Annotated in this window: 25 protein-coding genes and 1 pseudogene; 21 read left to right on the top strand and 5 right to left on the bottom strand. The window is 44.1% G+C overall.

The annotated features are described in order from the left end of the window. Positions 1-2: 2 nt before the first annotated feature. The 15 genes from EEJ45_RS06960 (at position 3) to EEJ45_RS06890 (ending at position 14,503) form a co-directional block, all read left to right on the top strand. Positions 3-1,103 (top strand): NADH-quinone oxidoreductase subunit D, encoded by a 1,101-nt coding sequence (locus EEJ45_RS06960; protein ID WP_124564083.1) that lies wholly within the window; start codon positions 3-5, stop codon positions 1,101-1,103. Continuing rightward, on the top strand, positions 1,103-2,104 hold the full coding sequence (gene nuoH / locus EEJ45_RS06955) for an NADH-quinone oxidoreductase subunit NuoH (protein ID WP_124564082.1): 1,002 nt from the start codon (positions 1,103-1,105) through the stop codon (positions 2,102-2,104). The genes EEJ45_RS06960 and nuoH overlap by 1 nt, the downstream gene beginning before the upstream one ends. 12 nt (positions 2,105-2,116) lie before the next feature. Beyond that, complete coding sequence (gene nuoI / locus EEJ45_RS06950; protein WP_124564081.1) at positions 2,117-2,536, top strand: NADH-quinone oxidoreductase subunit NuoI; 420 nt, start codon at positions 2,117-2,119, stop codon at positions 2,534-2,536. Continuing rightward, positions 2,533-3,042, top strand: a complete 510-nt coding sequence (locus tag EEJ45_RS06945; protein WP_124564080.1) for an NADH-quinone oxidoreductase subunit J — start codon at positions 2,533-2,535, stop codon at positions 3,040-3,042. The genes nuoI and EEJ45_RS06945 overlap by 4 nt, the downstream gene beginning before the upstream one ends. Then, positions 3,035-3,349 carry an NADH-quinone oxidoreductase subunit NuoK gene (gene nuoK / locus EEJ45_RS06940; RefSeq protein WP_124564079.1) on the top strand — a complete coding sequence of 105 codons (315 nt, stop codon included), beginning with the start codon at positions 3,035-3,037 and terminating at the stop codon, positions 3,347-3,349. Before EEJ45_RS06945 ends, nuoK begins: the two co-directional genes overlap by 8 nt. Before the next feature lie 9 nt (positions 3,350-3,358). Next, positions 3,359-5,182: an NADH-quinone oxidoreductase subunit L gene (gene nuoL, locus EEJ45_RS06935; protein WP_124564224.1), complete on the top strand. Its 1,824-nt coding sequence runs from the start codon at positions 3,359-3,361 to the stop codon at positions 5,180-5,182. Then, entirely contained in the window at positions 5,179-6,642 is a 1,464-nt protein-coding gene (locus EEJ45_RS06930; RefSeq protein ID WP_124564078.1) for an NADH-quinone oxidoreductase subunit M, read from the top strand. Before nuoL ends, EEJ45_RS06930 begins: the two co-directional genes overlap by 4 nt. Positions 6,643-6,653: 11 nt before the next feature. Next, the gene (gene nuoN, locus EEJ45_RS06925; RefSeq protein ID WP_281274444.1) at positions 6,654-8,147 is read left to right on the top strand and encodes an NADH-quinone oxidoreductase subunit NuoN; all 1,494 of its coding nucleotides are present in this window, start codon (positions 6,654-6,656) and stop codon (positions 8,145-8,147) included. Positions 8,148-8,330: 183 nt separating this feature from the next. Beyond that, positions 8,331-8,567 (top strand): DUF1146 family protein, encoded by a 237-nt coding sequence (locus EEJ45_RS06920; RefSeq protein WP_124564076.1) that lies wholly within the window; start codon positions 8,331-8,333, stop codon positions 8,565-8,567. 76 nt (positions 8,568-8,643) lie between these two features. Further along, positions 8,644-9,351 carry a YwmB family TATA-box binding protein gene (locus EEJ45_RS06915; RefSeq protein ID WP_124564075.1) on the top strand — a complete coding sequence of 236 codons (708 nt, stop codon included), beginning with the start codon at positions 8,644-8,646 and terminating at the stop codon, positions 9,349-9,351. 39 nt (positions 9,352-9,390) lie between these two features. Next, complete coding sequence (gene murA, locus EEJ45_RS06910) at positions 9,391-10,692, top strand: UDP-N-acetylglucosamine 1-carboxyvinyltransferase (protein WP_124564074.1); 1,302 nt, start codon at positions 9,391-9,393, stop codon at positions 10,690-10,692. Between the two features lie 327 nt (positions 10,693-11,019). Continuing rightward, a complete protein-coding gene (gene spoIID, locus EEJ45_RS06905; protein WP_124564073.1) occupies positions 11,020-12,024 on the top strand; it encodes a stage II sporulation protein D in 1,005 nt (334 codons plus the stop codon). A gap of 195 nt (positions 12,025-12,219) precedes the next feature. After that, positions 12,220-12,729, top strand: coding sequence for a hypothetical protein (locus EEJ45_RS06900; protein WP_124564072.1), 510 nt, complete (start codon positions 12,220-12,222; stop codon positions 12,727-12,729). A gap of 56 nt (positions 12,730-12,785) precedes the next feature. After that, positions 12,786-13,370 (top strand): HAD-IA family hydrolase, encoded by a 585-nt coding sequence (locus EEJ45_RS06895; RefSeq protein WP_245999847.1) that lies wholly within the window; start codon positions 12,786-12,788, stop codon positions 13,368-13,370. Between the two features lie 35 nt (positions 13,371-13,405). After that, positions 13,406-14,503, top strand: a complete 1,098-nt coding sequence (locus EEJ45_RS06890; protein WP_164464218.1) for a nuclease-related domain-containing protein — start codon at positions 13,406-13,408, stop codon at positions 14,501-14,503. A 355-nt stretch (positions 14,504-14,858) separates the two neighbouring features. On the opposite strand, the gene EEJ45_RS06885 is transcribed toward EEJ45_RS06890, so the two are convergent. From EEJ45_RS06885 to EEJ45_RS06865, 5 genes are read right to left on the bottom strand one after another with little or no spacing between them, the layout of a single operon-like run. Then, positions 14,859-15,950, bottom strand: a complete 1,092-nt coding sequence (locus EEJ45_RS06885; RefSeq protein ID WP_124564070.1) for a GerAB/ArcD/ProY family transporter — start codon at positions 15,948-15,950, stop codon at positions 14,859-14,861. Beyond that, complete coding sequence (locus EEJ45_RS06880; RefSeq protein WP_124564069.1) at positions 15,931-17,046, bottom strand: GerAB/ArcD/ProY family transporter; 1,116 nt, start codon at positions 17,044-17,046, stop codon at positions 15,931-15,933. Before EEJ45_RS06880 ends, EEJ45_RS06885 begins: the two co-directional genes overlap by 20 nt. Position 17,047: 1 nt before the next feature. Then, the gene (locus EEJ45_RS06875) at positions 17,048-17,296 is read right to left on the bottom strand and encodes a hypothetical protein (protein ID WP_245999846.1); all 249 of its coding nucleotides are present in this window, start codon (positions 17,294-17,296) and stop codon (positions 17,048-17,050) included. A 1-nt stretch (position 17,297) separates the two neighbouring features. Beyond that, complete coding sequence (locus EEJ45_RS06870) at positions 17,298-18,494, bottom strand: Ger(x)C family spore germination protein (protein WP_124564068.1); 1,197 nt, start codon at positions 18,492-18,494, stop codon at positions 17,298-17,300. Continuing rightward, positions 18,491-20,074 (bottom strand): spore germination protein, encoded by a 1,584-nt coding sequence (locus EEJ45_RS06865; RefSeq protein WP_124564067.1) that lies wholly within the window; start codon positions 20,072-20,074, stop codon positions 18,491-18,493. The genes EEJ45_RS06870 and EEJ45_RS06865 overlap by 4 nt, the downstream gene beginning before the upstream one ends. 198 nt (positions 20,075-20,272) lie before the next feature. Here EEJ45_RS06865 and spoIIQ point away from each other — a divergent pair, with 198 nt between their 5' ends. From spoIIQ to mreB, 6 genes and pseudogenes are all read left to right on the top strand, one after another. Then, positions 20,273-21,139: a stage II sporulation protein SpoIIQ gene (spoIIQ, locus tag EEJ45_RS06860; RefSeq protein ID WP_124564066.1), complete on the top strand. Its 867-nt coding sequence runs from the start codon at positions 20,273-20,275 to the stop codon at positions 21,137-21,139. Between the two features lie 103 nt (positions 21,140-21,242). Then, on the top strand, positions 21,243-21,386 hold the full coding sequence (locus tag EEJ45_RS18360; protein ID WP_164464217.1) for a hypothetical protein: 144 nt from the start codon (positions 21,243-21,245) through the stop codon (positions 21,384-21,386). 306 nt (positions 21,387-21,692) lie between these two features. Further along, positions 21,693-22,124 (top strand): annotated as a pseudogene (locus EEJ45_RS06855) (AAA family ATPase); the annotation flags it as partial. Between the two features lie 12 nt (positions 22,125-22,136). Next, a complete protein-coding gene (locus EEJ45_RS06850; RefSeq protein ID WP_124564064.1) occupies positions 22,137-22,565 on the top strand; it encodes a hypothetical protein in 429 nt (142 codons plus the stop codon). Between the two features lie 254 nt (positions 22,566-22,819). Further along, positions 22,820-23,098 (top strand): sporulation transcriptional regulator SpoIIID, encoded by a 279-nt coding sequence (gene spoIIID / locus EEJ45_RS06845; RefSeq protein WP_124564221.1) that lies wholly within the window; start codon positions 22,820-22,822, stop codon positions 23,096-23,098. 200 nt (positions 23,099-23,298) lie between these two features. Beyond that, on the top strand, positions 23,299-24,300 hold the full coding sequence (mreB, locus tag EEJ45_RS06840; RefSeq protein ID WP_124564063.1) for a rod shape-determining protein: 1,002 nt from the start codon (positions 23,299-23,301) through the stop codon (positions 24,298-24,300). Positions 24,301-24,373 lie beyond the last annotated feature (73 nt).

The following is a 24,373-nucleotide window of genomic DNA, read 5'->3' as shown; positions in this document are numbered from 1 at the left end:
CTATGATTCGTACGGAAGAAATGCTACTAAATGTTGGACCACAGCATCCGAGCACACACGGGGTATTTCGGCTTGTACTTAAGATTGATGGTGAAATCATTAAAGAAGCAACACCAGTTATCGGTTACTTGCACCGAGGGACAGAGAAGCTTGCGGAGGACTTGCAGTATACGCAAATCATTCCGTATACAGACCGAATGGATTATTTGTCGGCGATGACGAACAACTATGTGGTTTGCCACGCGGTCGAGACGATGATGGGTCTTGAAATACCAGAACGTGCTGAATATTTACGGGTGCTTGCGATGGAGCTTGGACGTGTGGCGAGTCACCTTGTGTGGTGGGGGACGAATTTGCTGGATATCGGAGCTGTTAGTCCATTTTTATATGCATTTCGCGAGCGCGAGATGATTATTAATCTACTAAACGAACTTTGCGGCGCACGCCTTACCTTCAACTATATGCGCATTGGCGGCGTAAAGTGGGATGCACCAGATGGCTGGATTGAAAAGGTGGCTGCTTTTGTTCCTTATATGCGGGAGCAGCTCGCTGGATATCATGAACTTGTATCTGGAAATGAAATTTTTTTAAGTCGTATCAAGGGTGTGGGTATTTACAGTGCTGAGGATGCCTTAGACTATTCACTAAGCGGCGCTAACCTCCGCTGCACGGGTGTAAAGTGGGATTTACGCAAGGATGAGCCGTATTCGATTTACGACCGCTTCACGTTCGATGTGCCGGTCGGGGAGACGGGGGATGCCTGGGATCGGTACATGTGCCGTATGCAAGAAATTGAGGAATCGCTGAAGATTATTGAGCAAGCAGTCTCGCAATTCCCTGGGGATGGCCCGTTTTTAGCTAAGGTACCGAAGATTATCAAAGCACCAAAAGGGGAGGCCTTCGTCCGCATTGAATCACCGCGCGGCGAGATTGGCTGTTATATTGCAAGCGATGGAAAAAAGGAGCCGTATCGCATCAAGTTCCGGCGTCCGTCCTTTTACAATCTCCAGATTCTTCCCAAGCTCCTAAAAGGAGAAAACATTGCGAACCTCATTACGATTTTAGGCGGCGTCGATATTGTGCTCGGGGAGGTAGATGGCTAATGGTGCAGCAGCTCTTAGAGACGAGTCCAGATTGGACGACCTTTTTCATCTTTTTTGGCCTAGCGACAATGCTTTTGTTGATGGTACTTGGCTTTGTTACGTACGGCATTCTAGCAGAGCGTAAGGTTATGGGCTTTATGCAAGGTCGTATTGGACCAAACCAGGTCGGGGGCCGCTTCGGTTTATTACAGACGGTGGCGGATGTATTAAAACTATTAATTAAAGAAGATACGATTCCGAAGGCTGCCGATAAACCGCTGTTTATTTTAGGTCCGGTTATCGCTTTTGCGCCGGCATTCCTTGTCTTGGCTGTCATTCCTTTTACAGATGCATTTCGCTTTGCCGATATCGGTGTCGGGCTTCTGTATTATATCGCGGTGTCTGGGATTACAACGGTGGGCATCGTAACGGGGGCATGGGCTTCTAACAATAAGTACTCGTTGCTTGGCGGTATGCGCGCCGCTGCACAGATGATTTCCTATGAAATTCCGCTCGTTATGAGCGTGATTGGTATTGTATTGCTGACAGGAAGCATGAACCTTCTTGATATCGTCTATGCACAGGAGCGCGTTTGGTATATCTTTTTGCAGCCTGTTGCGTTTTTGGTCTTTTTCATTGCGGCTGTTGCGGAGCTGAATCGGACGCCGTTTGATTTACCGGAGGCGGAATCAGAGCTCGTATCCGGTTACCATACGGAATACTCCGGGTTTCGCTGGGCGTTTTTTATGCTGGCAGAATATGTGTACTTTTTTGCGATGACCTCGCTGATTACAGTCCTGTTTTTAGGGGGATGGCTGCCGGTACCGTTTCTGGCCTTCATTCCGGGAGCTGTTTGGTTCGCGCTTAAGTTTGCGGTTGTTATGTTTATATTGATTTGGTTCCGCGTCACGTTCCCGCGCTTGCGTGCCGATCATTTGATGGAGTTCGGGTGGAAGGTGCTGCTGCCGGTGGCGCTGGCAAACATCTTTGTAACAGCTTTATTGAAAGAGCTGTTCTTCTAAGGGGGATGGAGCATGTTAGGACTGCTGAAGGGCCTTAAATACACGCTACAAAACTTATCAAAGGAAAAGGTAACATATGATTATCCCAATCAATCTATACCGCTTCCGGACAGATTCCGCGGTATTCAAAAGTTTTACCCGGAAAAGTGCATTGTGTGCAACCAATGCGCGCAAATTTGTCCGACCGATTGCATTCAGCTAACGGGTAAAAAGCACCCTGATCCCACGAAAAAAGGCAAAATCATTGAGACGTACGATATTAACTTTGAGATTTGTATTTTATGTGACCTTTGTACTGAGGTTTGCCCGACAGAAGCAATTGTGATGACAAATAACTTTGAGCTCGCGGAATATTCGCGGGATGATTTGTTTAAAAATTTGGAATGGCTTGATGAAAACGATACGAACATTAGAAGGGAGAACAAAGCATGAGCGGCGGATTTTTAGCTTTTTTAGCACTGTCCGTTATCGCGATTGCTGGCGGTGTGCTGATGCTACATCTAACAAAGGTGATGCATATGATGTTGGCGCTCGTCTTTACATTTCTTAGCATCGCCGGCTTGTATTTTATGTTATCGGCTGAATTCGTCGGTGTTGTACAAATCTTAATTTACTCCGGTGCGGTGACGATTGTGATGATTTTTGGCATTATGCTGACCAAGCATGATGCAGAAAGCGCAGGGAATGGTGGATGGCGTTCATTCCTTGTCCTGATGGGCATACTTGCCTTTGGTGCGGTGATGTATTATGCCGTAAATCATGTGGATTTTAGCGGGGCGACAGAGGTGCCGCTTCATGAAGAGAATACGAAGCAAATGGGTGTTTTATTATATACAAAGTATATTATTCCATTTGAAATCACTTCAGTGCTGCTGTTGGTGGCACTTGTTGGCTCAATCATTCTAGCAAAGGGCAAGGAGGAAAAGGAGCATGAATGATATTCCCGTCGCAGGTTATCTCGTGCTTGCCATTATCTTGTTTTGTATCGGTTTATATGGTGCATTAACCAAGCGCAATGCGGTCATTGTTCTCATTTGTATTGAATTGATGATGAATGCCGCCAACTTGAATTTAGTCGCATTCAGCAAGCTGGGTCTCTTTCCAAGTTTAAACGGGCAAGTATTTTCGCTGTTTACGATTACCGTCGCGGCGGCGGAAGCAGCGGTTGGTCTTGCCATTTTAATTGCCTTGTATCGCAACCGCCAAACGGTAAATGTGGATGAAATGAATACATTGAAGAGATAAGGGGGGATGATGATGAGTTATGCATGGTTAATACCGGTGTTTCCGCTTGTATCCTTCCTTTTTCTATTATTTGGACGCTTGCGGGAGCGATCAGGCTTGGCTGGCTCGTTACTCATGTTGGCATCTTTGGTGGGGGCAGTCTTCGTACTTATGGAGCGGTTAACCGGGCCTACACTGTACAAGGAGTGGACGTGGCTGGTTATCGGAGAGCGAACTATTACCATGGGCTTTAAAGTAACGGCGTTAAATGCCTTAATGCTTGTGATTGTGACGCTTGTCAGCTTTTTAGTGCATGTATATGCAAATGGTTATATGAAGGGAGACGCACGTATTTCCGTATTTTATGCGTACCTCGGCTTATTTACCTTTGCGATGCTCGGGCTTGTGCTATCTCCTAACCTTCTGCAGCTGTACATATTTTGGGAGCTAGTCGGTCTCGGTTCCTTTTTGCTGATTGGCTTTTACTACTTTAAACCAGAGGCGCGCGCCGCTGCGAAAAAAGCTTTTATTATGACGCGTATCGGCGATGTGGGCTTATTCATTGGGATCATCCTTCTTTTTTGGCAGGTGGGTAGCTTTGAATACGATGTTATCTTTACGGCCTTGTCAGAAGGCGATATTTCAGATGGCATGATTACCTTAACAGCCATTCTTATTTTTATCGGAGCAATTGGGAAATCAGGTCAGTTTCCCCTCCATACGTGGCTTCCTGATGCGATGGAAGGACCGACGCCTGTTTCTGCTCTCATTCATGCCGCAACGATGGTAGCAGCTGGTGTGTACTTGGTTGCGGCGATGTTTCCGTTATTTGAGGCAAGTGAAGCAGCGATGATGACAGTCGCCATTACAGGCGGATTCACCGCTGTTTTCGCCGCAAGCATCGGCTTGGTACAAACCGATATTAAACGCATCCTGGCATTTTCGACCGTCAGTCAGCTCGGTTATATGATGCTTGCCCTCGGCTCGGGTGGATACGTTGCTGCCATTTTCCATTTAACGACACATGCATTCTTTAAAGCATTGCTGTTTCTAGCAGCTGGAAGTGTCATCCATGCTGTGCACACACAAGATATTACGAAAATGGGTGGCTTATATCGGCAGATGAAAGTGACCGGCACTCTCTTTTTAATCGGAGCAATGGCAATTAGCGGCGTACCGCTTTTGTCAGGCTTCTTCAGTAAAGATGAAATTTTGCTTGCGGCGTGGCAAAACGGCAACTATGTATTATTTACTTTAGGAATGCTGGCAGCCGCATTAACTGCATTTTATATGTTTCGTTTATATTTTCTGGTTTTTACAGGAAAAGCGCAGCGCACTGGTCATGAATCACCGGGCGTGATGACCCTCCCAATGATGGTACTCGGGGCTTTGGCTGTACTTGCAGGTTATCTCAATACGCCTTGGTCCGGTACTTTTTTAGGAGACTGGCTTGAAAGTGATGTATTGCTTTCAAAGCATGGACATGGCCCGGCTTGGATTATGATTATGGCTACGGTTCTTTCGTTGGCCGGGATTGCAGTAGCTTACGTAATGTACAAAGGTCCTCGTACAGAGCAGGAACGTACTATGTTTTATACGATTTTGCAAAATAAATATTATGTGGATGAACTTTACGCTCTGACCGTTCTTCCTCTCATCAACATACTAGCGAAGCTCATGCAGGTAATCGAGCATGTGGTAGAGGGAATGGCACAAGGGATACGCGGTATTATCAGTGGAAGCGGAGGTCTTGGCGCACGGCTACAGAGCGGACAGGTACAGACCTATGGTGCAGTTGTGTTTGTCACACTTGCCGCTTTACTTGTCATTGTAGTAGGGGGGTATTTCTCATGAATGCAATGTTGATCCTGTTCGTATTCTCCCCGCTCTTAGGGCTAGCATCGTTGCTAGTTACAAAGCGCACGATGTTAGTAGGAATACTTGGCACTCTGTTTCCACTTGTTTGTGCGCTCGTCATATATCAATCATATCTGTTGGGTACACCGTTTTCGTCGTTTTCCTTTTATACCAACTGGTTCCGGTTTGGAAACTTTGAAGAGGAAACTCTATTTCAAGTAGCATTTGAGCTTGGGGTGAACGGCTTTTCCTTTATGATGATGTTCTTAACAGCTGTATTGGCGCTGTTGGCAGCGTTCGCAGGCCGAAACATTACAAAAGGTGCGAGAGGTTTTTATGCCTTGCTGTTTGTACTAGAAATTGGCATGCTCGGGGTATTTGCCGCTGAGAATCTTCTATTATTTTTCTTCTTTTTTGAACTTACCTTGCCGGCGATGTTTCTTCTTGTTGGGAAATGGGGACGGTTTGGCAGCGAGCAAGCTTCCTACAGTTATTTAATCTACAATGGCATTGGCTCGGCTATTTTGTTAGTTGTGTTTGTCATCTTATTTGGTAAGACGGGAACGACCAATTATGAAGGTATTATGCAGGCGCTACAAAGCGGACAAACGATTGGTCATGTATCGGAAGAGCTGAAAATGGGGCTGTTTATTGCACTGTTTATCGCATTTGGAATCAAGCTGCCTATCTTTCCGCTTCATCGCTGGATGGTGCGGGTGCACGTACAAGCACCACCGGCAGTTGTTATGCTGCATGCCGGTGTATTGTTGAAAATTGGAGCTTACGGGTTAGTTCGCTTTGGATTGGGATTATTTCCAGAACAGTTTGACCGCTTGGCATTTTGGATTGCTATAATCGGTGTGGTAAATGTCCTGTACGGTGCATTATTGGCACTTATCCAGACCAATCTGCGCAAGGTACTTGCCTATTCCAGTATTTCTCATATGGGGATTGTACTAATTGGTTTGGCAGCAATGAATGAAGCGGGCATAAAAGGGGCTGTATTTCAAGTTGTATCGCACGGTTTAATTGCTGCGCTACTATTCTTTTTGCTTGGTATTTTGGAAGAACGTTTTGACACAAGTGATCTTGCAAAGCTTGGAGGCCTTGCAAAAAGCATGCCGCTGTTTGGCGGATTTTTGCTTGCGGGTGGGATGGCTTCGCTTGGATTACCGGGGATGTCAGGGTTTATTAGTGAATTTTTAGCATTTCTTGGGTTGTTCCAAACTATGCCGATCGTTGCGGTCATTGGATCGCTCGGTATCATTGTAACAGCTGCCTATGTGCTGCGGGCCGTTCTCTCAATTACATTTGGAGAAGGACCGAATGGCCGTGATTTGTGCGTCTTGGAAATTGTACCGGCTGCAGCCTTGCTCGTACTTATTATCGCAATTGGTGTTGTTCCTGAATTACTTGGCGGGCCGATCGGGTCTGTACTGCAAATGGTGGGGAGGTAGTTGCAATGGATATGGAAATGCTGCTGAGCTTGCCCTGGGGCTTGATGCTGCCAGAGTTCATTATCGTTGGTGCTGCTGTACTCCTTTCCTTGCTGGACCTGTTTGACATTGGAAAGCGAAAGCTTGGTTTGCTTGCCATCTTGGCTGTGCTATCATCGCTGGTAGCGCTGATCTTTTTGTATAACGATCCCGCAAGTGACATTTTATACGGTACCTTCGTGCTCGATGGCTTTTCAAAAGCCTTTAAATCGATTTTACTTGTAGGCGCTGCACTTGTGCTCATGCTTGCGCTAAGCGACTATGAGAAAAAAATGATTGAGGACCGCAGCGAATATTTTTACCTGTTTTTAACTGCGTTGCTGGGTGCGATGATTATGACATCGAGCAACGATCTTATTACATTGTTTGTAGGCTTAGAGCTGTTGTCCCTTTCCTCCTATATTTTAGTGGGAATTCGTAAAACATGTACTGCTTCCAACGAAGCCGCGATGAAATACGTAATTAACGGCGGTATCGCCACAGCAATTACACTGTTTGGGATGAGCTACCTGTATGGCCTAACCGGCACGACAAATGCAACCGAGATGATGGCTGTGCTGCAGGGGCAAACAAGAGGCGATGTGGAACTACTTTTATCCATTGCCTTTTTACTAACCTTCGTTGGCTTGGCATTTAAACTGGCGGCTGCTCCGTTTCATATGTGGGCGCCTGACGTATATGAAGGGGCGCCGACACCAGTGACCGCTTTTTTAGGGACGGTATCTAAACTAGCCGGCTTTGTAATTATGTTGCGCATCTTCCTGCTAATCTTTTCAGGAACGCCAGCCGGTACAACAACAGTGATGGATAAGATGCAAATTTACATTGCGGTATTGGCGGTAGCTTCCATGGTGATTGGTAACGTTGTTGCGCTAAAGCAGACGAACGTAAAGCGGATGCTGGCTTACTCTGGTATCGCACATGCTGGTTATCTACTGGTACCGTTTGCTACGTTATCTGTTTTTACGCTCGACTCAATGTGGTTTTATATGCTGGCGTATCTATTGATGAGCATTGGGGCATTTGCCGTGCTATATGCAATCAGTCGAAGTGGTGATGACAGCGTGCATGCTTTTTCTGGTCTATACCGCCGCTCTCCTCTGCTGGCAATTGCAATGACGATTTTTATTCTTTCACTTGCAGGAATTCCAGGAACAGCCGGCTTTATTGGAAAGGTACACATTTTCCTCAGTGCGCTAGCGGGCGACGCTTCTTACTATGTTTTACCAGCTATCTTAATGGCGACAACTGTTATATCATTTGCTTATTATTTTCGTATTCTGCAGCTTATGTTCTTCCGGGCATCTGAAGAAGAAGTGTCAGCTATCCCTTTGAACTTAAAGATTGTTATTACCGTATGTGCTGTGTTCACCATCGTATGTGGTATTTTGCCGGCAATCGGATATGACATTTTTTACGAGAACTTTCCATTTATGAGAGATTTCTTTTACATTGGACAAAACTAGTGATATAAATGATACAGTGAGAAAAGTGCAGAGTGAAGACTCTGCACTTTTTAGGTAGTAGACTGTAGAGATCGCCTTGTGCATAGGAATTGCAGTTCTTCGTATAAGAGGAAAACTGGGAGGGTAAGGCGAATTGTTTAGTTGTGAAAATGACTTGGAAAATTGTTAGGAAGGGGATTTGCTGTGTCGCAAATGTTAGGGCAACAAGCGCTGATTGCGATTATATCGCACTTGTTTTTTATCAGTGTAACCTGGTGGGCGCTTCAAGGACTTCGTATTGAAGAGCTAATGAAAAAAGGAAAAGTACTGCAGACAAAGGTGCTGCTTGTTTTATTGACAGTGGCAATCGGCTCGTCTGTAAGTAACTTCTTCTTAGATTACTTAGGATATTCGAAAAGCTTGCCGTATATTTTGCAGTAATGCGTGTAATTGGTCTGTAAATGTCGAGTATACTTCCCTTATGTCCCGTCAAAACTGGGAACAAGGGGGGAGCGATATGAATAGATTAGTACATTTGTTTATTGTCATGCTTTTCGTAATGGGAATTGTAGGGTATCAACAAATAAAGGCTATAAAGCCGGAAGAAAAGATAACACAAATACAAACCGTTTTAGAAAAAAACGGAGCACATATACAAGAGTGGAGCTTGCTTGCTAAGGAAGAAAGTGATGCAGTAAGTGATATACATACATTTCAAAAGCTGCTGGGGCGCTTAAAGACGCAAATGGACGGTGCGGATTGGTATGTGGAAAATGCGGAGCAGGGTATGAAGGCAACCGCAATAAAAAAGTTTTCAAATCGTCAAGAACGCCTTGTAGTAACGTGGACAAACGCTCATACTACACATAAAACCTTTATTATTTATGAGGTGAAAGGGAAAAAATGGGACGAGGGAATTGTTGCGAAAATGGATAAAATTTTTAGCCAAAAACCGACAATTTACACTTGTGTTCGAGCCGTTTGGGGTGATAAGATTGAAGGTGTTTTGCAAAATAAAGCAACAAAAATATTGAAAGACTTAGAAGCTAAGCCCATTGAGACTTTGCAGGAAAGAGCATTCGTCACGGTTTCCGCATATACTGGGAAGTGGAATGACGCCCTTTCTATAAACAAAGAGAAAATGAACGTACAAGTCGCACTGCGTACTGTAGGCGACAAAACGACTGTAGTGGTTGGCACACCAATAATTACGTCAGAGTATTGATAGATGATTTAGGAAATTGAAGACACGGAGGGGAATACTTTGGAAAAAATCATTGTCCGTGGCGGTGGCCGGCTGAATGGTACTGTGCGCGTAGAAGGCGCAAAGAATGCCGTTTTGCCGATACTTGCTGCAACCTTATTAGCAAGTGACGGGAAAAATATCATATCCGATGTGCCGGCTCTATCCGATGTATACACAATTAATGAAGTATTGCGTCATTTAAATGCTGATGTCGTATTCGCAGATGGCCAAGTAATCATTGATGCATCGAAAGAGCTAAACGTGGAGGCGCCGTTTGAATATGTTCGCAAGATGCGTGCATCTGTTCAAGTCATGGGGCCACTTTTGGCACGTAAAGGACACGCGCGCATTGCTTTGCCTGGCGGCTGCGCAATCGGATCTCGACCAATCGACCAGCATCTCAAAGGCTTTGAAGCAATGGGTGCAAAAGTTAAGGTTGGAAATGGATTTGTGGAAGCATATGTGGACGGAGAGTTACACGGAGCAAAAATTTACTTAGACTTTCCAAGTGTAGGTGCAACGGAAAACATTATGTCAGCGGCTGTGTTGGCAAATGGTACAACAATTATTGAAAATGCGGCAAAAGAGCCGGAGATTGTAGACCTTGCGAACTTCTTGAACGCGATGGGTGGAAAAGTACGTGGTGCAGGTACAGGAACAATTCGCATTGACGGCGTTTCAAAGCTATTTGGTACACATCATCATGTTATTCCTGACCGCATTGAAGCAGGCACATTTATGGTTGCTGCGGCGATTACAGGTGGGAATGTTCTCATAGAAAACGCAGTACCTGAGCATTTGCGCCCTGTTACAGCGAAAATGCAAGAAATGGGTGTTACAATTATTGAGGAAAAAGAAGGTTTGCGTGTAATCGGTCCTGACCGCTTAAAAGCTGTGGACATCAAAACGATGCCGCACCCAGGCTTCCCAACTGATATGCAAGCACAGATGATGGCTCTTCTTCTAAAAGCAGAAGGCACAAGCATGATTACAGAAACTGTATTTGAAAATCGTTTCATGCACGTAGAAGAGTTTCGTCGCATGAACGCTGATATTAAAATTGAAGGTCGTTCTGTCATCATGAATGGACCATGTGATCTGCAGGGTGCAGAAGTAGCGGCAACGGATCTTCGTGCCGGCGCAGCGTTAATTCTGGCGGGTCTTGTATCCGACGGCTATACACGCGTAACAGAGTTAAAACACTTAGACCGCGGCTACGTAAACTTCCACGGCAAACTCGCAGCGCTTGGTGCCGATGTGGAACGTGTAACAGAACAAAATGAAGAAACGGCACAAACCGTATCAGATCTTCATGCATAATCGCAAAACAGCTTCTATGTTTTTTCCGAAAAGCATGGAAGCTGTTTTTTTGCGCCTGAACGAGCCGCTTCCGCTTTTCGTGATCCAGCTCTAGCGGCTAGGCGCTGCCATCAGAGAACCTCCGCCCATAAAGGCAAAGAGCGCCTTTTCGGTCGGAGAACCGCTGATTTTGCGCCTGAACGAGCCGCTTCCGCTTTTCTTCTCTACTACTGTTATAGTCAGAAATATGAGATAATATGCTTTTATTTCCAAAAAGTGATGTGTTGTTCTAAATGCTTGTCCGCTTCCATACATTTAAAGGGTAGAGAGTATGTGGGAGGGAAAGCGATGAAGACAAAACTTGCAATTACACTCGTGTCTAGCTTAACTGCGCTCGTCATCATCGTACCAAGTGCGTTGGTAGTGCCGTTTCATGGAGAGACGAAGCAGCTTACGATTACAAAAGCAGCGCCGGCTGCAAAACAAGAGGTACCTACCGTGAAGAGTAATGTAGAGGTTGCGGTATATCGAAGTGCGCAAAAAAAGGTGGAACGGATGCCTCTTGAAGAGTATGTCGCCGGGGTGATTGCCGCAGAGATGCCTGCTGATTTTGAGCTGGAGGCTTTAAAGGCCCAAGCGCTTACAGCTAGAACGTTCGTTGTGAAACGGATGCTTACGGGGGCAAAAAACGAAGCGCATGTGACGGATACAGTCGACAACCAAGTATATAAAAATAACGCCGAGTTACAAAAGCTGTGGGGCAAGGACTATGAGCGGAAAATGAAGCGGATCAAGGAAGCCGTTGAAGCAACGGCAGGACAAGTTCTTACATATAAAGGAGAGCCGATTACTGCCTCATTTTTCTCAACAAGCAACGGCTACACTGAGAATTCCGAAGATTATTGGACCAGTCCCTATCCATACTTACGCAGTGTGAAAAGTCCATGGGATACAGAAGCACCGAAATACCAAGCGGAAAATAAAATGGATTTAAATAAATTCCAACAGGCGCTTGGCGTACGGGTTCCTGCGACCGGTGAAGTTGCTAAAATCATTGAACGCACACCCGGTCAGCGTGTCAAAACAGTAGAGGTAAATGGTAAGAAGCTTTCAGGACGTGAAGTACGCGACAAGCTAGGTCTCCGCTCCACTGACTTTTCCTTCAGCCGCCAAGGCAACACCATTGTTGTCATCACAAAAGGCTACGGTCACGGCGTGGGTATGAGCCAGTACGGTGCTAACGGTATGGCGAAGGAAGGAAAAACATACCAAGATATTGTTAGTCACTATTACCAAGGCATCGAGATTACAGGATTAAATCAATATGAAGGTAAATTGACAGCAAGAAATTGAGAACACGGTCCTTAAAGGGGCCGTGTTTTATCATTTATCTCAGATGTTTTACATGTAGTTTCAGGAATTATTTCAAGAAGGAACGCACAAGTAGATAACTTCTGGAAAAATAGAGTTATATGCGGAAGCCGGCGTTTGTTTTTGCTAGACTGTACATAGAATAGTGTACATACGTAGAAGGGAGCTGGCAGATACTTGTACAGACAGAAAAAGCCTGTCTCGTTTTATGTGTTCTTCCTTCTGTTTTTGATCGGAGTGGGGCTGACGGTATACAGCTTGCTTTTATTGAACCAAACGCAGAAGGTGCAAACGGATGGTATTAATAGAATAGAAATTACAAAAAGAGGTGTATACAAGTTATATCATGAATATGAATTTATAGAGGGTGGCGACACTGTGAAAATGCCTGTTTTTTCAGCACTTGAAAATGTGACCATTCGCTCGGAGGACGGCACAAAGGCTGAGGTGTATGGGTCTCCTGTTAAAGGTGGTCATAAGGATGGTACAAGTCGCTTGCGTGAAGTGGGGATTGTGAAGTTTGCAAAGGCAGGTTGGTACACAGTGCAAGTTAAAGGAAGTAAGGACCCGCTTCGTTTTTATTTGCGTCGTAGCTCGGACAGGCCGCTTGCTGCGACGGGCATTGTATTGATTGTGATAGGGGCTTTTATGTGCGCGGCGATTGAAAAGCGTTTGCGTGAAATGTAAATTATACTTTACCCTATTTTTCATAATTTGGTATACTGTAACATAAAACAAATCTTATGATGATAGGGGGGAGTGCTCTGAATATATTATGGGATTTTGACGGCACGTTAATTGACAGTTATTGTGTATATGTGTCCAATTTTAAGAAGGTGCTTGGCGAGGATGTGCCTCGTCACGAAATTATGGCAAAGCTGAAGGTGTCTATTCCCTATGCGCTTTCTTATTATGGCGTGTCAGATGAGGAAATTGAATCCCCATCTTCGTATCGTCCGTTCGCTGGAGCGGCACAGGTGCTTGGGCAAGCAAATCGAAATGTAATCGTGACGCATTATCCCAAAGAAGAGGTTATTCGTATCTTAACGCATTATAGTTTACTGAATTATTTTGCAGAGATTATTGGCCCAGAGGATGGGTTCCCTAAAAAGCCGGATGACCAAGCCTATCGCTATTTACATGAAAAGTATCATATTGATCTTGTTATTGGAGATCGAGAAGTTGATTTGATTCCGGCCAAGCGTCTCGGAATCAAAACTTGTATGTTTCAAAATTTGCTGGAGCCTGGTGCTGATTTTTATGTAGAGTCGTATGAACAACTTTCTCGTATTTTATATTTGAAAGAGATTCGGGAGCTGTCCGGATGATGAGACAGCTCTCTTTTATAAAAAGGAGTGAGCGTATGATTCAGAAAGAGCGGCGTATACCATTGAAGATTAAAAAGCTAGAGGCGTTGCTGCGGAGGTTGCCGAGCAATCACCCGGAACGGAGCAAAGTCGAAACAGAGTTGTCTAAGGGTTTAACAGGCTTTCAAGGTGAACAATCTCTCAATTATCATCTTTCCTTTTTACCTCATTATCATATCCTTCATGACCTGCGCTTACCTGCTTCGCAGGGCTATTTCCAAATTGATACGTTATTGGTTTCTGAAACCTTTCTTATGATTGTAGAAATAAAAAATATTGCCGGTACATTGTTTTTTGACCAAGCGCAACGACAGTTAATTCGTACATATCGTGATAAGGAAGAGGCGTTTCCCGACCCGTTGCTGCAGGCGACGCGTCAGCAATTGCATTTGCAAGACTGGTTAGTTCGCCACGGATTTCCGCTTGTTCCCGTCTGTTATCGCGTTGTCATTAGTAATCCAGCTACGCTTATCAAAACGGATGGACGTTTGCGTAATGTCGTTCACGCAGCAGCACTTCCTGGAGAGGTGGAGGGATGCGAACGGATGTATAAACAAACATGCCTGGAGCCAAAAAATCTTCGTAAGCTCTGTCGCCTACTAATAAAGCAACATACACCGTACAATCCGGATGTGCTGGCTCATTTAAAAATTGGGCGCGACGAAGTAAAAGGTGGTGTGTACTGTCCATCTTGCTTTGCACTCGGTATGAAACGGGAACGGGGCAAGTGGACTTGTTTGAAGTGCGGTACGCCATCTAAGGACGCACATCGATTGTCTCTATGTGACTACGCGTTGCTGCTGGGTTCGGAGATTACAAACCGAGAGCTGCGACACTTTTTGCAGATTGAATCAGAATCAGTGGCCACAAAAATGTTGCGGCAGATGAAGCTAGAAAGTAGAGGGGAACGCAGACACAGAGTATACAAACTACCTCTAACAGAGTGGCTGTACCCAGCTGCAAACGAAGGGCACAAGCATTCGGCCGATAGAAGAGAAGTTCGGCCGATAGAAGCTGGAAATCGGCCGATAGAAGAGAAAGTTTGGCCGATAGAAGCTGGAAATCGGCCGATAGAAGAGAAGTTCGGCCGATAGAAGAGAAGTTCGGCCGATAGAAGCTGGAAATCGGCCGATAGAAGAGAAAGTTTGGCCGATAGAAGCTGGAAATCGGCCGATAGAAGAGAAGTTCGGCCGATAGAAGAGAAAATTCGGCCGATAGAAGAGAAGTTTGGCCGATAGAAGAGAAGTTTGGCCGATAGAAGAGAAGTTTGGCCGATAGAAGAGAAAATTCGGCCGATAGAAGAGAAAATTCGGCCGATAGAAGAGAAAATTCGGCCGATAGAAGAGAAGTTTGGCCGATAGAAGAGAAAATTCGGCCGATAGAAGAGAAGTTTGGCCGATAGAAGAGAAAATTCGGCTAATGATGCGTGAAACCAAGTTAAAAACGGCGCTAGCGGCGCCGTTTGATGAGTGTAATCAGTAATAAAAGTAGTGGCACGCCTGTTTGTAGGGGAAGGTGGAGATAATAGGGAACCACTTCTAATCCAACTAGGATGTGTTCGCTAAAGTTGCTAGCCATACGAGGTGCGTAGATGATGAGTATGGCGGCTATGATGATAGTGATGATGTGACAATATTTGGTTTTTAATTTGAATACATCTTTTATACCGAGTGCGCCCGCATAAAAGAAGATACTGATCTTCACGAAGCCGCCGACAATAAGGGCAGATAGAGCTACGGCGTCCAAACGTTGAATGATTTCGCCAATCCGGACGCGACTTACGCTGAGAAGGAGCGGAAATTGAACGATTTCAGTATAGGTAACACCAAGGATACAGATGTTGAGAATAATCGTTACACTAAGTACAATGCCGCTGACAATAATGGCTACAAACCCTGCGCGGATGGCGCTTTTACGGTTGTTAGTATGCTGCATCAGCATGGTAAACACAATCATTTCGCCGAACGGAAACGTATAGATTAAGGGGAAAGCGGCCTTAATGACAGGTGTAATTCCATTTTCAAGCATAGGGAGCAATCGTTCAACATGAATGATACCAGAAAGAAGCATCGCTACTAACGTCATCCCACCTATCAATAGCGAGGCAATGAACAGTAGGCTACCTGCTCTTGCAAACACTTCAAATCCATTGCATACAGAAAAAAGGACTGTAACCATCATAACAACCATTACGACAATGAGTGGTGTATTGTTTAAAGAAGACGTGGTGAGAAGTTCACCAAAATCTCGCAATACACGAGCTGAGATATAAAAAAAGTACAGAATATATATAACGGAGATAGTGCCGCCTAGCCAGGTGCCAAGTAGCTTTCGCAAATAACTAGTGAGCGCCATGTTATGCACGTAATATAAATACGCATACACGGCAAATAAAGGAAGGCCCCCAAGCATTCCAAGTAATACAGCAAGCCACGCATCCTGCTTCGCCTCTGTACCTAAGCTGACAACGATGGAACTACCAATTTCAAATAAAAACATGAGGGCAAACAGCTGTTTACCGCTAATGTTCATTCTTTGCATGGTGTCGCTCCTTTCTACGCTTCTTGATACTATCTGTAATCAACAGCATCACAGGAATCAAAACACCGTATATAAGGACAAGTGGGGTCCAGTATTCGGAGATGTAATTAAAAAAGTAAGGAGCGTTTGGAATCATTAAAATACCATAAGGTACAAAAATCAGCATGAGTGGTCCCAGTAAAATCTTGGGATCACGTACTGCAAAGGTGTGGGCAATGCTTGTTACACAGCTGTACAAACAAATAGAAGATTTTACGAAAAAAGTAATTAACCAAATAACACCAATAATAACCTCTAGGCGCTGAATAAAATTACCGATGTTCACTTTTTGTGCGAGTGTATATACAGGATAAATAGAGTTTGCAGTTAAGCCTACCCCTAAAATTAATAAAGAAAGCAATACAATTAAAACAATGACAAAACCACCTATCAAAATACCAATAAAATAAAACTTGCGAACCTCTTTGACAGCATGGACGTGAGGTGTAATCATTAAAAAAATAATTAAATCGGCATAGGGAACGCCAAGAACGGTAAAAGTGCCACGAGCGATTGGTGCAAATCCATTTTCCCATACGGGCATAATATTGTGCCAATCGATAAGTGGTACGAGCATCAATACAAGCAAGACAAAAAAGCACATAATCCAGGGGACGAATACACGAGCTGTGCGTGCAAGATTTTCAATTCCGCTTCGAACGGCAATAGTGACAACTGTGGAAAAAACAATGATAATTGCGACTAGCGGCGTGTCCGGTAACAAAAGAGTGGCGATTAAATCAGACACTTGACGAGACAATCCGGCCGCTAAGGTTAGGAAGTAAAACGTAAACATCAGGGCAATACTACCGCCAATCCATTTGCCAAATACAATTTGTAAACATTGTATAAAAGAATGGCGCGGATATCGTTTATGAATTTCGGTATATAAAGGTACAAGAAGCAAAGCAATGGGAATGGCGAGGATAGCTGCAACCCAACTATCCTGCTTTGCATAGGGCGCAATGAGATTAGGGACGTTTAACGTTGAGCTGCTGACAATGAACATAAAGATTAATATAAAAAACTGCGCCCCTGATATGTGCTCTTTACGCACGTTACGCCCTCCTTACACCTAAAATATCATTCAGCCATGTGCTGAATGGTTTTATAAGTATGGCAAACCAATCAAGTGGATTGGGAACCGGCAAATGAAGAATCATTGCTAACGAAAAAAAGGTTCCACTTAGAAGTAAGGTGCCATAAACGACGAGTTCACGTTTTTGCTTTTGCTTCCAAAGAGGGGGAATCTCAAATGCACTCATTCCAATTGCAAATAATACTAACATGACACAGCCAAGTAACATATTAATCCCTCTTGATTTCTTTTAGATAAGATTTCCCTGTATTACCCGTTCTCCAAATTTTGATATCCGGATGAAAGCGGATGGATGCTTTTAAGAACCCTTTATCATGCCAGGTATCTTTCATTTTTTTCCATGCTTGTGGATCAGCCCGGTGCACCGCTTCTCCAAAACCAAAAATATCACTATGAAGTTCACGAGCGCGCTTCACAGATTCCATAGTTAATTGTCGATTTACTTTTTCAACTAATTTTTCTGCTTTCTTAATTACTTTCGGATCTGTTAAATCCATATTGCACTGCACTTCACTAATGTTTCCATGCGCTTTTACATAAACATCAATGTAGGCCTTGCCGTTCACTACGCGCGCTTTTATTTTAGAAGAGGCGCGAATAACTTCCACGACAAATAGTCCGCCTTCAGGCCAGTACACTTCTCCTACAGTTGTACTCACCTTTCCAACAATATAGTTGAGCCCCTTACTTTCTCGCTTATTCAGCCAACCAACAAGCTGATCACCGCGAAACACACCCAAATCATGATATTGTAGCGTACTTTCCGGATACACTTTGTCTAAGTTTTGCTTCGTTCCCCCTTTTTCTTCACTTCCTATAAAATGAATGCCTGTAAGAACCGGAGATTTCCCTGATGACGTCATTTGTGATACAAGCTCGTCTAATTGCGTCGCATATGTAGGCGCCCATACTCGCTGAGAAACTTCTAAGGATTTGTAGAGTTTTTGTGCTGGGATTTTTTCAATAGGACTTACATTTTCTAACACAGCAAATCCTGTTGTATCACGTGCTAAAATAATATAAAAGTCCGAACGCAATTCTTGATCCCGATGCAATAGCTCTAAAATCTTAGCAACTCCATCCTCAGCCAATGCTTCACCTAATACTAAAATGCGCAAATGCCCCAAATAAATTTTACGTGGTGATACAGTTGTCATAAGGCGTAAAGCTTCATGCAGTGTTTTTGATTTTTGTTTATATATGGTAACAGGTGCTCGTCCGCCCGTGCCGAGGCGCGGTGTTACTTCGTTCGGATCTACAACTTGCACACTGATCACATATTGCCCATCCGAGCTCTTATCAATCGCCATTCCGACAGCGATTGCCAGTTCATTCAGTTCACGTCTATTCCAGCACCCCGTTAACACGAGAAGCATCACAGAAAAAATAAAGACAGATCGCTTCATGTTGTTCCCTTCTTTGACCGAGGTATCGGCGTTTTATTACGTATGTTATTTTGCTTCGCAAACTCAGCTGGCCGCTTTCGAAGTAACCAATGCGGCAATCGAATTAACGTATCTTGTGGTGACGTATTATGGGTAGGTGTAATCGGGGCCAAATATGGCACACTGAAAGAACGTAACGAGCATAGGTGCACAACCATTAAAATGAGTCCCATGGTAATACCAAACAATCCAAAGGAAGCGGCTAGCATCATGAGCAAAAAGCGTAAAATCCGAATTGCAATGGATACGTTATAAGCCGGCAGTGCAAAAGATGAGATAGCCGTAATGGAAACGACAATTACAATCGCAGCAGATACAAATCCAGCTTCTACTGCCGATTGTCCAATAACAAGGGCACCAACAATCGAGATGGTTTGTCCGAGCGGACGTGGTGTGCGCAATCCAGCTTCACGTAATACTTCAAAGGTAATCTCCATAATGACGGCTTCCACAAATGCTGGAAACGGAATGCCCTCGCGCTGAGCAGCCAGACTGATGAGTAAAGGAGTTGGTAGCATTTCCTGATGAAAGGTCGTAATCGCAATATAAGTGGACGGTGCCAATAGTGCGATAAAAAAGCTAGCATAACGAAGTAAACGTAATAAGGAGGAAACAAGAGAGCGTTCGTAATAGTCCTCCGGTGTTTGAAAAAATTGTACGAACAAAACAGGAACGAGTAACACAAACGGCGTTCCGTCCACAAAGATGGCGATTCGTCCCTCTAACAGTCCCGCAGCCACTACGTCTGGTCGTTCGGTGTTAAATACGGTTGGAAATGGAGACAAGAAGCTGTCCTGTATGTAATCTTCAATATAACCGCTCTCTAAAATAGCATCCGTGTCAATACGATTCAAGCGCTCGTACAATTCCTTTACAATGTTTTCATCCGCAATGCCATTAATATACATCACCGCAATGTTAGTTCTGGTCACCTTGCCAATGTGCCTTTGTTCACAGTATAGGTTTTCATCATGAATTTTCCGACGTACCAACGTAGTGTTTGTACGTAATGACTCTGAAAACGCTTCGCGCGGCCCTCGAATGACAGTTTCGGAAGAAGGTTCATTTACACCGCGGTCCCTCCATCCGCATGTTGGCACCGCTAAACCTTGCTCACAGCCTTCAATGAATAGAACGGTATGTGCATCTAGCATTGCCATCTTTACATCCATCATGGTTTGTAAATTGTGAATTTCTCCAGTAGCAATTACAGAAGTTGTAATATAGTGAAGAAGCTTATCAGGCTCTTGCGTACCGTATCGCTTTATATGTTTTTCAGCTATTTGCATAGATTGAATAATAAATTCACTGATTGCGGTTTGGTCGATCAAACCTTCTATATAAACTAATCCAATGGGAACACCAACGTTCATTTGCCGTGTGACTACATCGGCGCTGCTTCCGAAGGCTTTATGGATGGTAGCTATATTTGCCTGTACGCTACTAGTAAGCTGGTTCTCTTCTTGTTTTGATGCTTGTTTTTGTGGTTGTTCTGGAGGTGGCTGTATCCGTGAACCGCCATGACCGTCAAACCAATCCATCAATTGTTCCTCCTTTCCCATTTATTTCATTATTTGTTAAGGGAGTAATTTCTATGAATGATGCTCAAAAATTATATATTTGACGAATTTCTACAAAAAAACATGCATAAAAACGTTTGCTTTGTCGAAAAGTAATGAGTTATACAGCGTATAGATTGGTTAATTCTTGTTCAAACTGATTGCTGAGGTGATAATCAAATGAGAGATGGAGAAAAAAAATCTCGTAAAGTAGTGAAGTTTGGTCAAAAACGTTGGGTATTTCCAACTGTGTACATCGCGTGTGCAGCTGTAATCTTAACAGCGACGCTTTGGTACCAATCGGCTGACAAGAAAGAAACAAAAAAACCAACTGCACCATATAGCCAAAACAACGAAGGTGCGGTTCCAGTAACGAAAGCAACAGAAGTTGTGAAAATGCCGGTTGCTAAAGTAGAAAATGCAGTTGTAAAGAAGAAATTCTACGATTCTACTGCAACACCAGAAGAGCAAGAAGCAGCACTTGTATTCTATAACAACACGTATTCCGCAAACACGGGTATTGATATTGCATCTAAAGATGGCAAGACATTTGACGTGACAGCAGCTATCAGCGGAACAGTTGTAAAGTCTGAAAAAGACTCCCTGCTTGGTTACGTTGTAACAGTCGAAAGTGGCAATGGCATCACAGCGTCTTACCAAAGTCTTGAAGGTGTAACATTAAAAGTGGGCGACAAAGTAGCGCAAGGCGATGTAGTTGGTAAAGCAGGCCTTAGCACAATCGGCAAAGAAGCTGGTTACCATGTACACTTTGAGCTTCGCAAAGATGGTGTAGCGGTTAATCCGCAAACATTTTTCGATAAAACGGTAGCTGACATCAAAACAGCACCTGTAACAGCACCGGTGAACAACGAAGACAAAGAGCCAGCGAAGGATGAAAAGCAAAACGCCGATAAAGAAGAGCCTGCAAAGGACGAGAAGCAAAATACAGATACGGAAAAAGAGCCAGCCAAGGATGAAGAGCAGAACACCGAGAAGGAACCTGCTAAGGAAGGCACTGAAAAACCGAATCAAGAAGAAAATAACTAAGCGGCCAAACAGCCGCCCAACTGCGAATACGCTTGGGCGGCTGTTTTTTTGTCGTAAACCTGCTTGTCCCCGCATATAGTATGAAAAAAAGGAGGGGACGAATATGTCATTAGCCGTAACGCTCATCATCTTATTCATTATTACATTCTTTATCTTCTCTATTTTTATCCTCATAACAGGAACTAAAGGCCCTCCATCTTATCGAAACTTTGAGTCGGACAAGAACGAAGAAAAACTGCCGGACTGAACGGCAGTTTTTCTCTGTGCTTAAAATTCGGCCGATAGAGTAGGAAGTTTGGCCGATAGAAGAGAGTTTTGGCCGATAGAGTAGGTGGTTCGGCCGATAGAAGAGGAAGTTTGGCCGATAGAAGAGGAAGTTCGGCCGATAGAAGAGAGTTTTGGCCGATAGAACTAAGAATCCGGCTGATACAGAGGCTTAGCTAGTTGGCAACCTGCCAATCTATACCAGAATTTGATGTTAAACGGTATGATTTTCTTTTATAATGGAATAAAATGGGGTATGAAAATGAGCGAACGGATGTATGTACGATTATTTACACGCGCGGAAACCTTCTATCATTTCGCCACGCATCTTGACCATTTGGAGCATCCCGGTAAATATGCCGCATACGGTGGACAATCCCTGCACGACCAATCGCATGGCGAAGCATTTTTATCACTATTTCTCCATAGATTTAATAAAAAAGCAATCTACTTACTCGACGAGCCTGAGGCCGCGCTTTCACCAGCACGGCAGCTCACCTTTTTACGAATTATGCACGAATTTACAAAAAATGGGGATGTGCAGTTTATCATAGCTACGCATTCACCTATTTTACTTGGCTTCCCTGATGCAACGATTTTGCAATTTGATGAGAATGGCATGAGTCCAATTGAGTATGAGATGACATCGCACTATCAAATTACAAAATACTTTCTCTCACATCGAGAGAAAATGCTAGCAGATCTATTCAATGAAAACTAAAGGTGGTATTACATGGAAACGCGCTATGATAATGGAGAATTTCCGGATCTATTCATCAGCAGCTCTCGTATTGAATACAAGCATGCGTTATACATTACAAAGTATATTTACAGTGTAAAAGAAGACAGTTATAAGCCGGCACGCCCTCTTGCGGCATACCTAGGATTTGGGGCGGCTTTAATCATTATCTGGCTTGCGGACCACTATCAAAGACAGCAACCGAACAATGTTATCTGGCTTGTGATTGCTATTGTGGGTATCACCATGGCGTTCGGTGCCTACCGGCGTACTTTTATGGAACAGCCTTTGTATAAGCTACACCTGCACATGAAGGATGAAGAGATAGTTACAATTGAGTTTACAGAAGAAGAAAAGCGGGATCACGCGTACAGATTAATTGGGCAGGCCATTGCGGACAGCCATGCCCGCAGTCACATTTGACAAAGAAGCAGACATTTCTGCTTCTTTTTTTATGCTTAGTCCGCAAATTTGTACGGAATGTAGCATATATCTGTAATGGGTTCCATACAATGGTATAAACCCAACAAAGAGAGTGTTTGAGGTGAGGAACCGTGGATCAGTTTATCATAAATCAGCATACATCGAAATCCGACATGCAACTCTTGAACTTACAGCTAGATGAAGCGCAGCGAGTCTCATTTCACTCTTCTTACATCTTAGGGGAGGCGAGTGGTGTGCACGATTACATCAAAGAGAGAACAATCAAGATTGGTAAGTATATCGTGGAGACGAAGAAGACGGTTCGTGTGATTGCGAAAGAATTCGGCGTATCAAAAAGTACAGTTCACAAGGATTTGACAGAGCGTCTGCCAGAGATCAACCCAGAATTGGCCAACGAGGTAAAGGAGATTCTAGATTACCACAAATCCATTCGTCACCTCCGCGGCGGCGAAGCCACAAAGCAAAAGTACAGAAAAGAAGACACTGTTGTTGAAAAAACAGTAAGGCAGTAAGACCCTCTACGGGCAGTGACATTGTTACTGCCCGTTACGCGTGCGCTTTCCCCTCCTCGTTGCGCTTCCTTCCATAAAATTTCCGACAAAAATCGCTACGGCTTGTTACGTTTCCTGAAAAGTTGTGATAGAATCATAAATTAGGTATATAAGAATTCGGTGCTCGTTTTTGGGCAATAATCAAGGAGGCACAAATTGTAATGTTTTCAAGAGATATCGGGATCGACCTTGGTACCGCAAACGTTTTGATTCATGTTAAAGGAAAAGGTATCGTACTAAATGAACCGTCCGTTGTGGCGATTGATCGTAATACAGGAAGAGTACTTGCAGTAGGAGAAGAAGCGCGTCGCATGGTTGGTCGTACCCCAGGTAACATTGTCGCAATTCGTCCGTTAAAGGATGGCGTAATCGCTGACTTTGAAATCACAGAAGCCATGCTGCGTCATTTCATTAATAAATTAAACGTAAAAGGCTTTTTGTCCAAGCCTCGCATTTTGATTTGCTGCCCGACAAACATTACATCGGTTGAGCAAAAAGCAATTCGTGAAGCTGCTGAGAAATCCGGCGGTAAGAAAGTATATCTAGAAGAAGAGCCGAAGGTAGCGGCAATCGGTGCCGGTATGGATATTTTCCAGCCAAGCGGTAACATGGTTGTAGATATTGGCGGCGGTACAACTGACATCGCCGTTCTGTCTATGGGTGACATTGTTACATCTTCCTCTATTAAAATGGCCGGCGATAAATTTGACGCCGAGATTTTAAGCTATATTAAACGTACGTACAAGCTTCTGATCGGGGAGCGTACATCAGAAGAAATCAAAATCAAAGTAGGTACTGTATTCCCAGGTAGCCGCAACGAAGAAATTGACATTCGTGGCCGCGACATGGTAACAGGCTTACCACGAACGATTACGGTTCGTTCTGAAGAAATTCAACAAGCATTAAAAGAAAATGCGGATATTATTGTACAAGCTGCTAAAGGTGTATTAGAGCGCACCCCTCCTGAGCTTGCGGCCGATATCATCGACCGCGGCGTTATCTTGACGGGCGGCGGCGCACTTCTGCACGGTATCGATATGCTGCTTGCAGAAGAACTGAAAGTACCGGTCCTTATCGCAGAAGATCCGATGCAATGCGTCGCAAACGGAACAGGCATCATGCTAGATAACATCGACAAATTGCCGCGCCGTGCATTACTGTAACATGAAAGCTGCCAAAATACGGCAGCTTTTTTCTCAAAGTTTTTTAATAGCCCTAAATTCACATACCCTTTGA

The organism is Ectobacillus antri, from assembly GCF_003852715.1.
GTDB classification, from domain to species: Bacteria; Bacillota; Bacilli; order Bacillales; family Bacillaceae_G; genus Ectobacillus; species Ectobacillus antri.
Note: the sequence above shows the minus strand (reverse complement) of the source record. Positions and strands in the feature narration are given on the sequence as shown.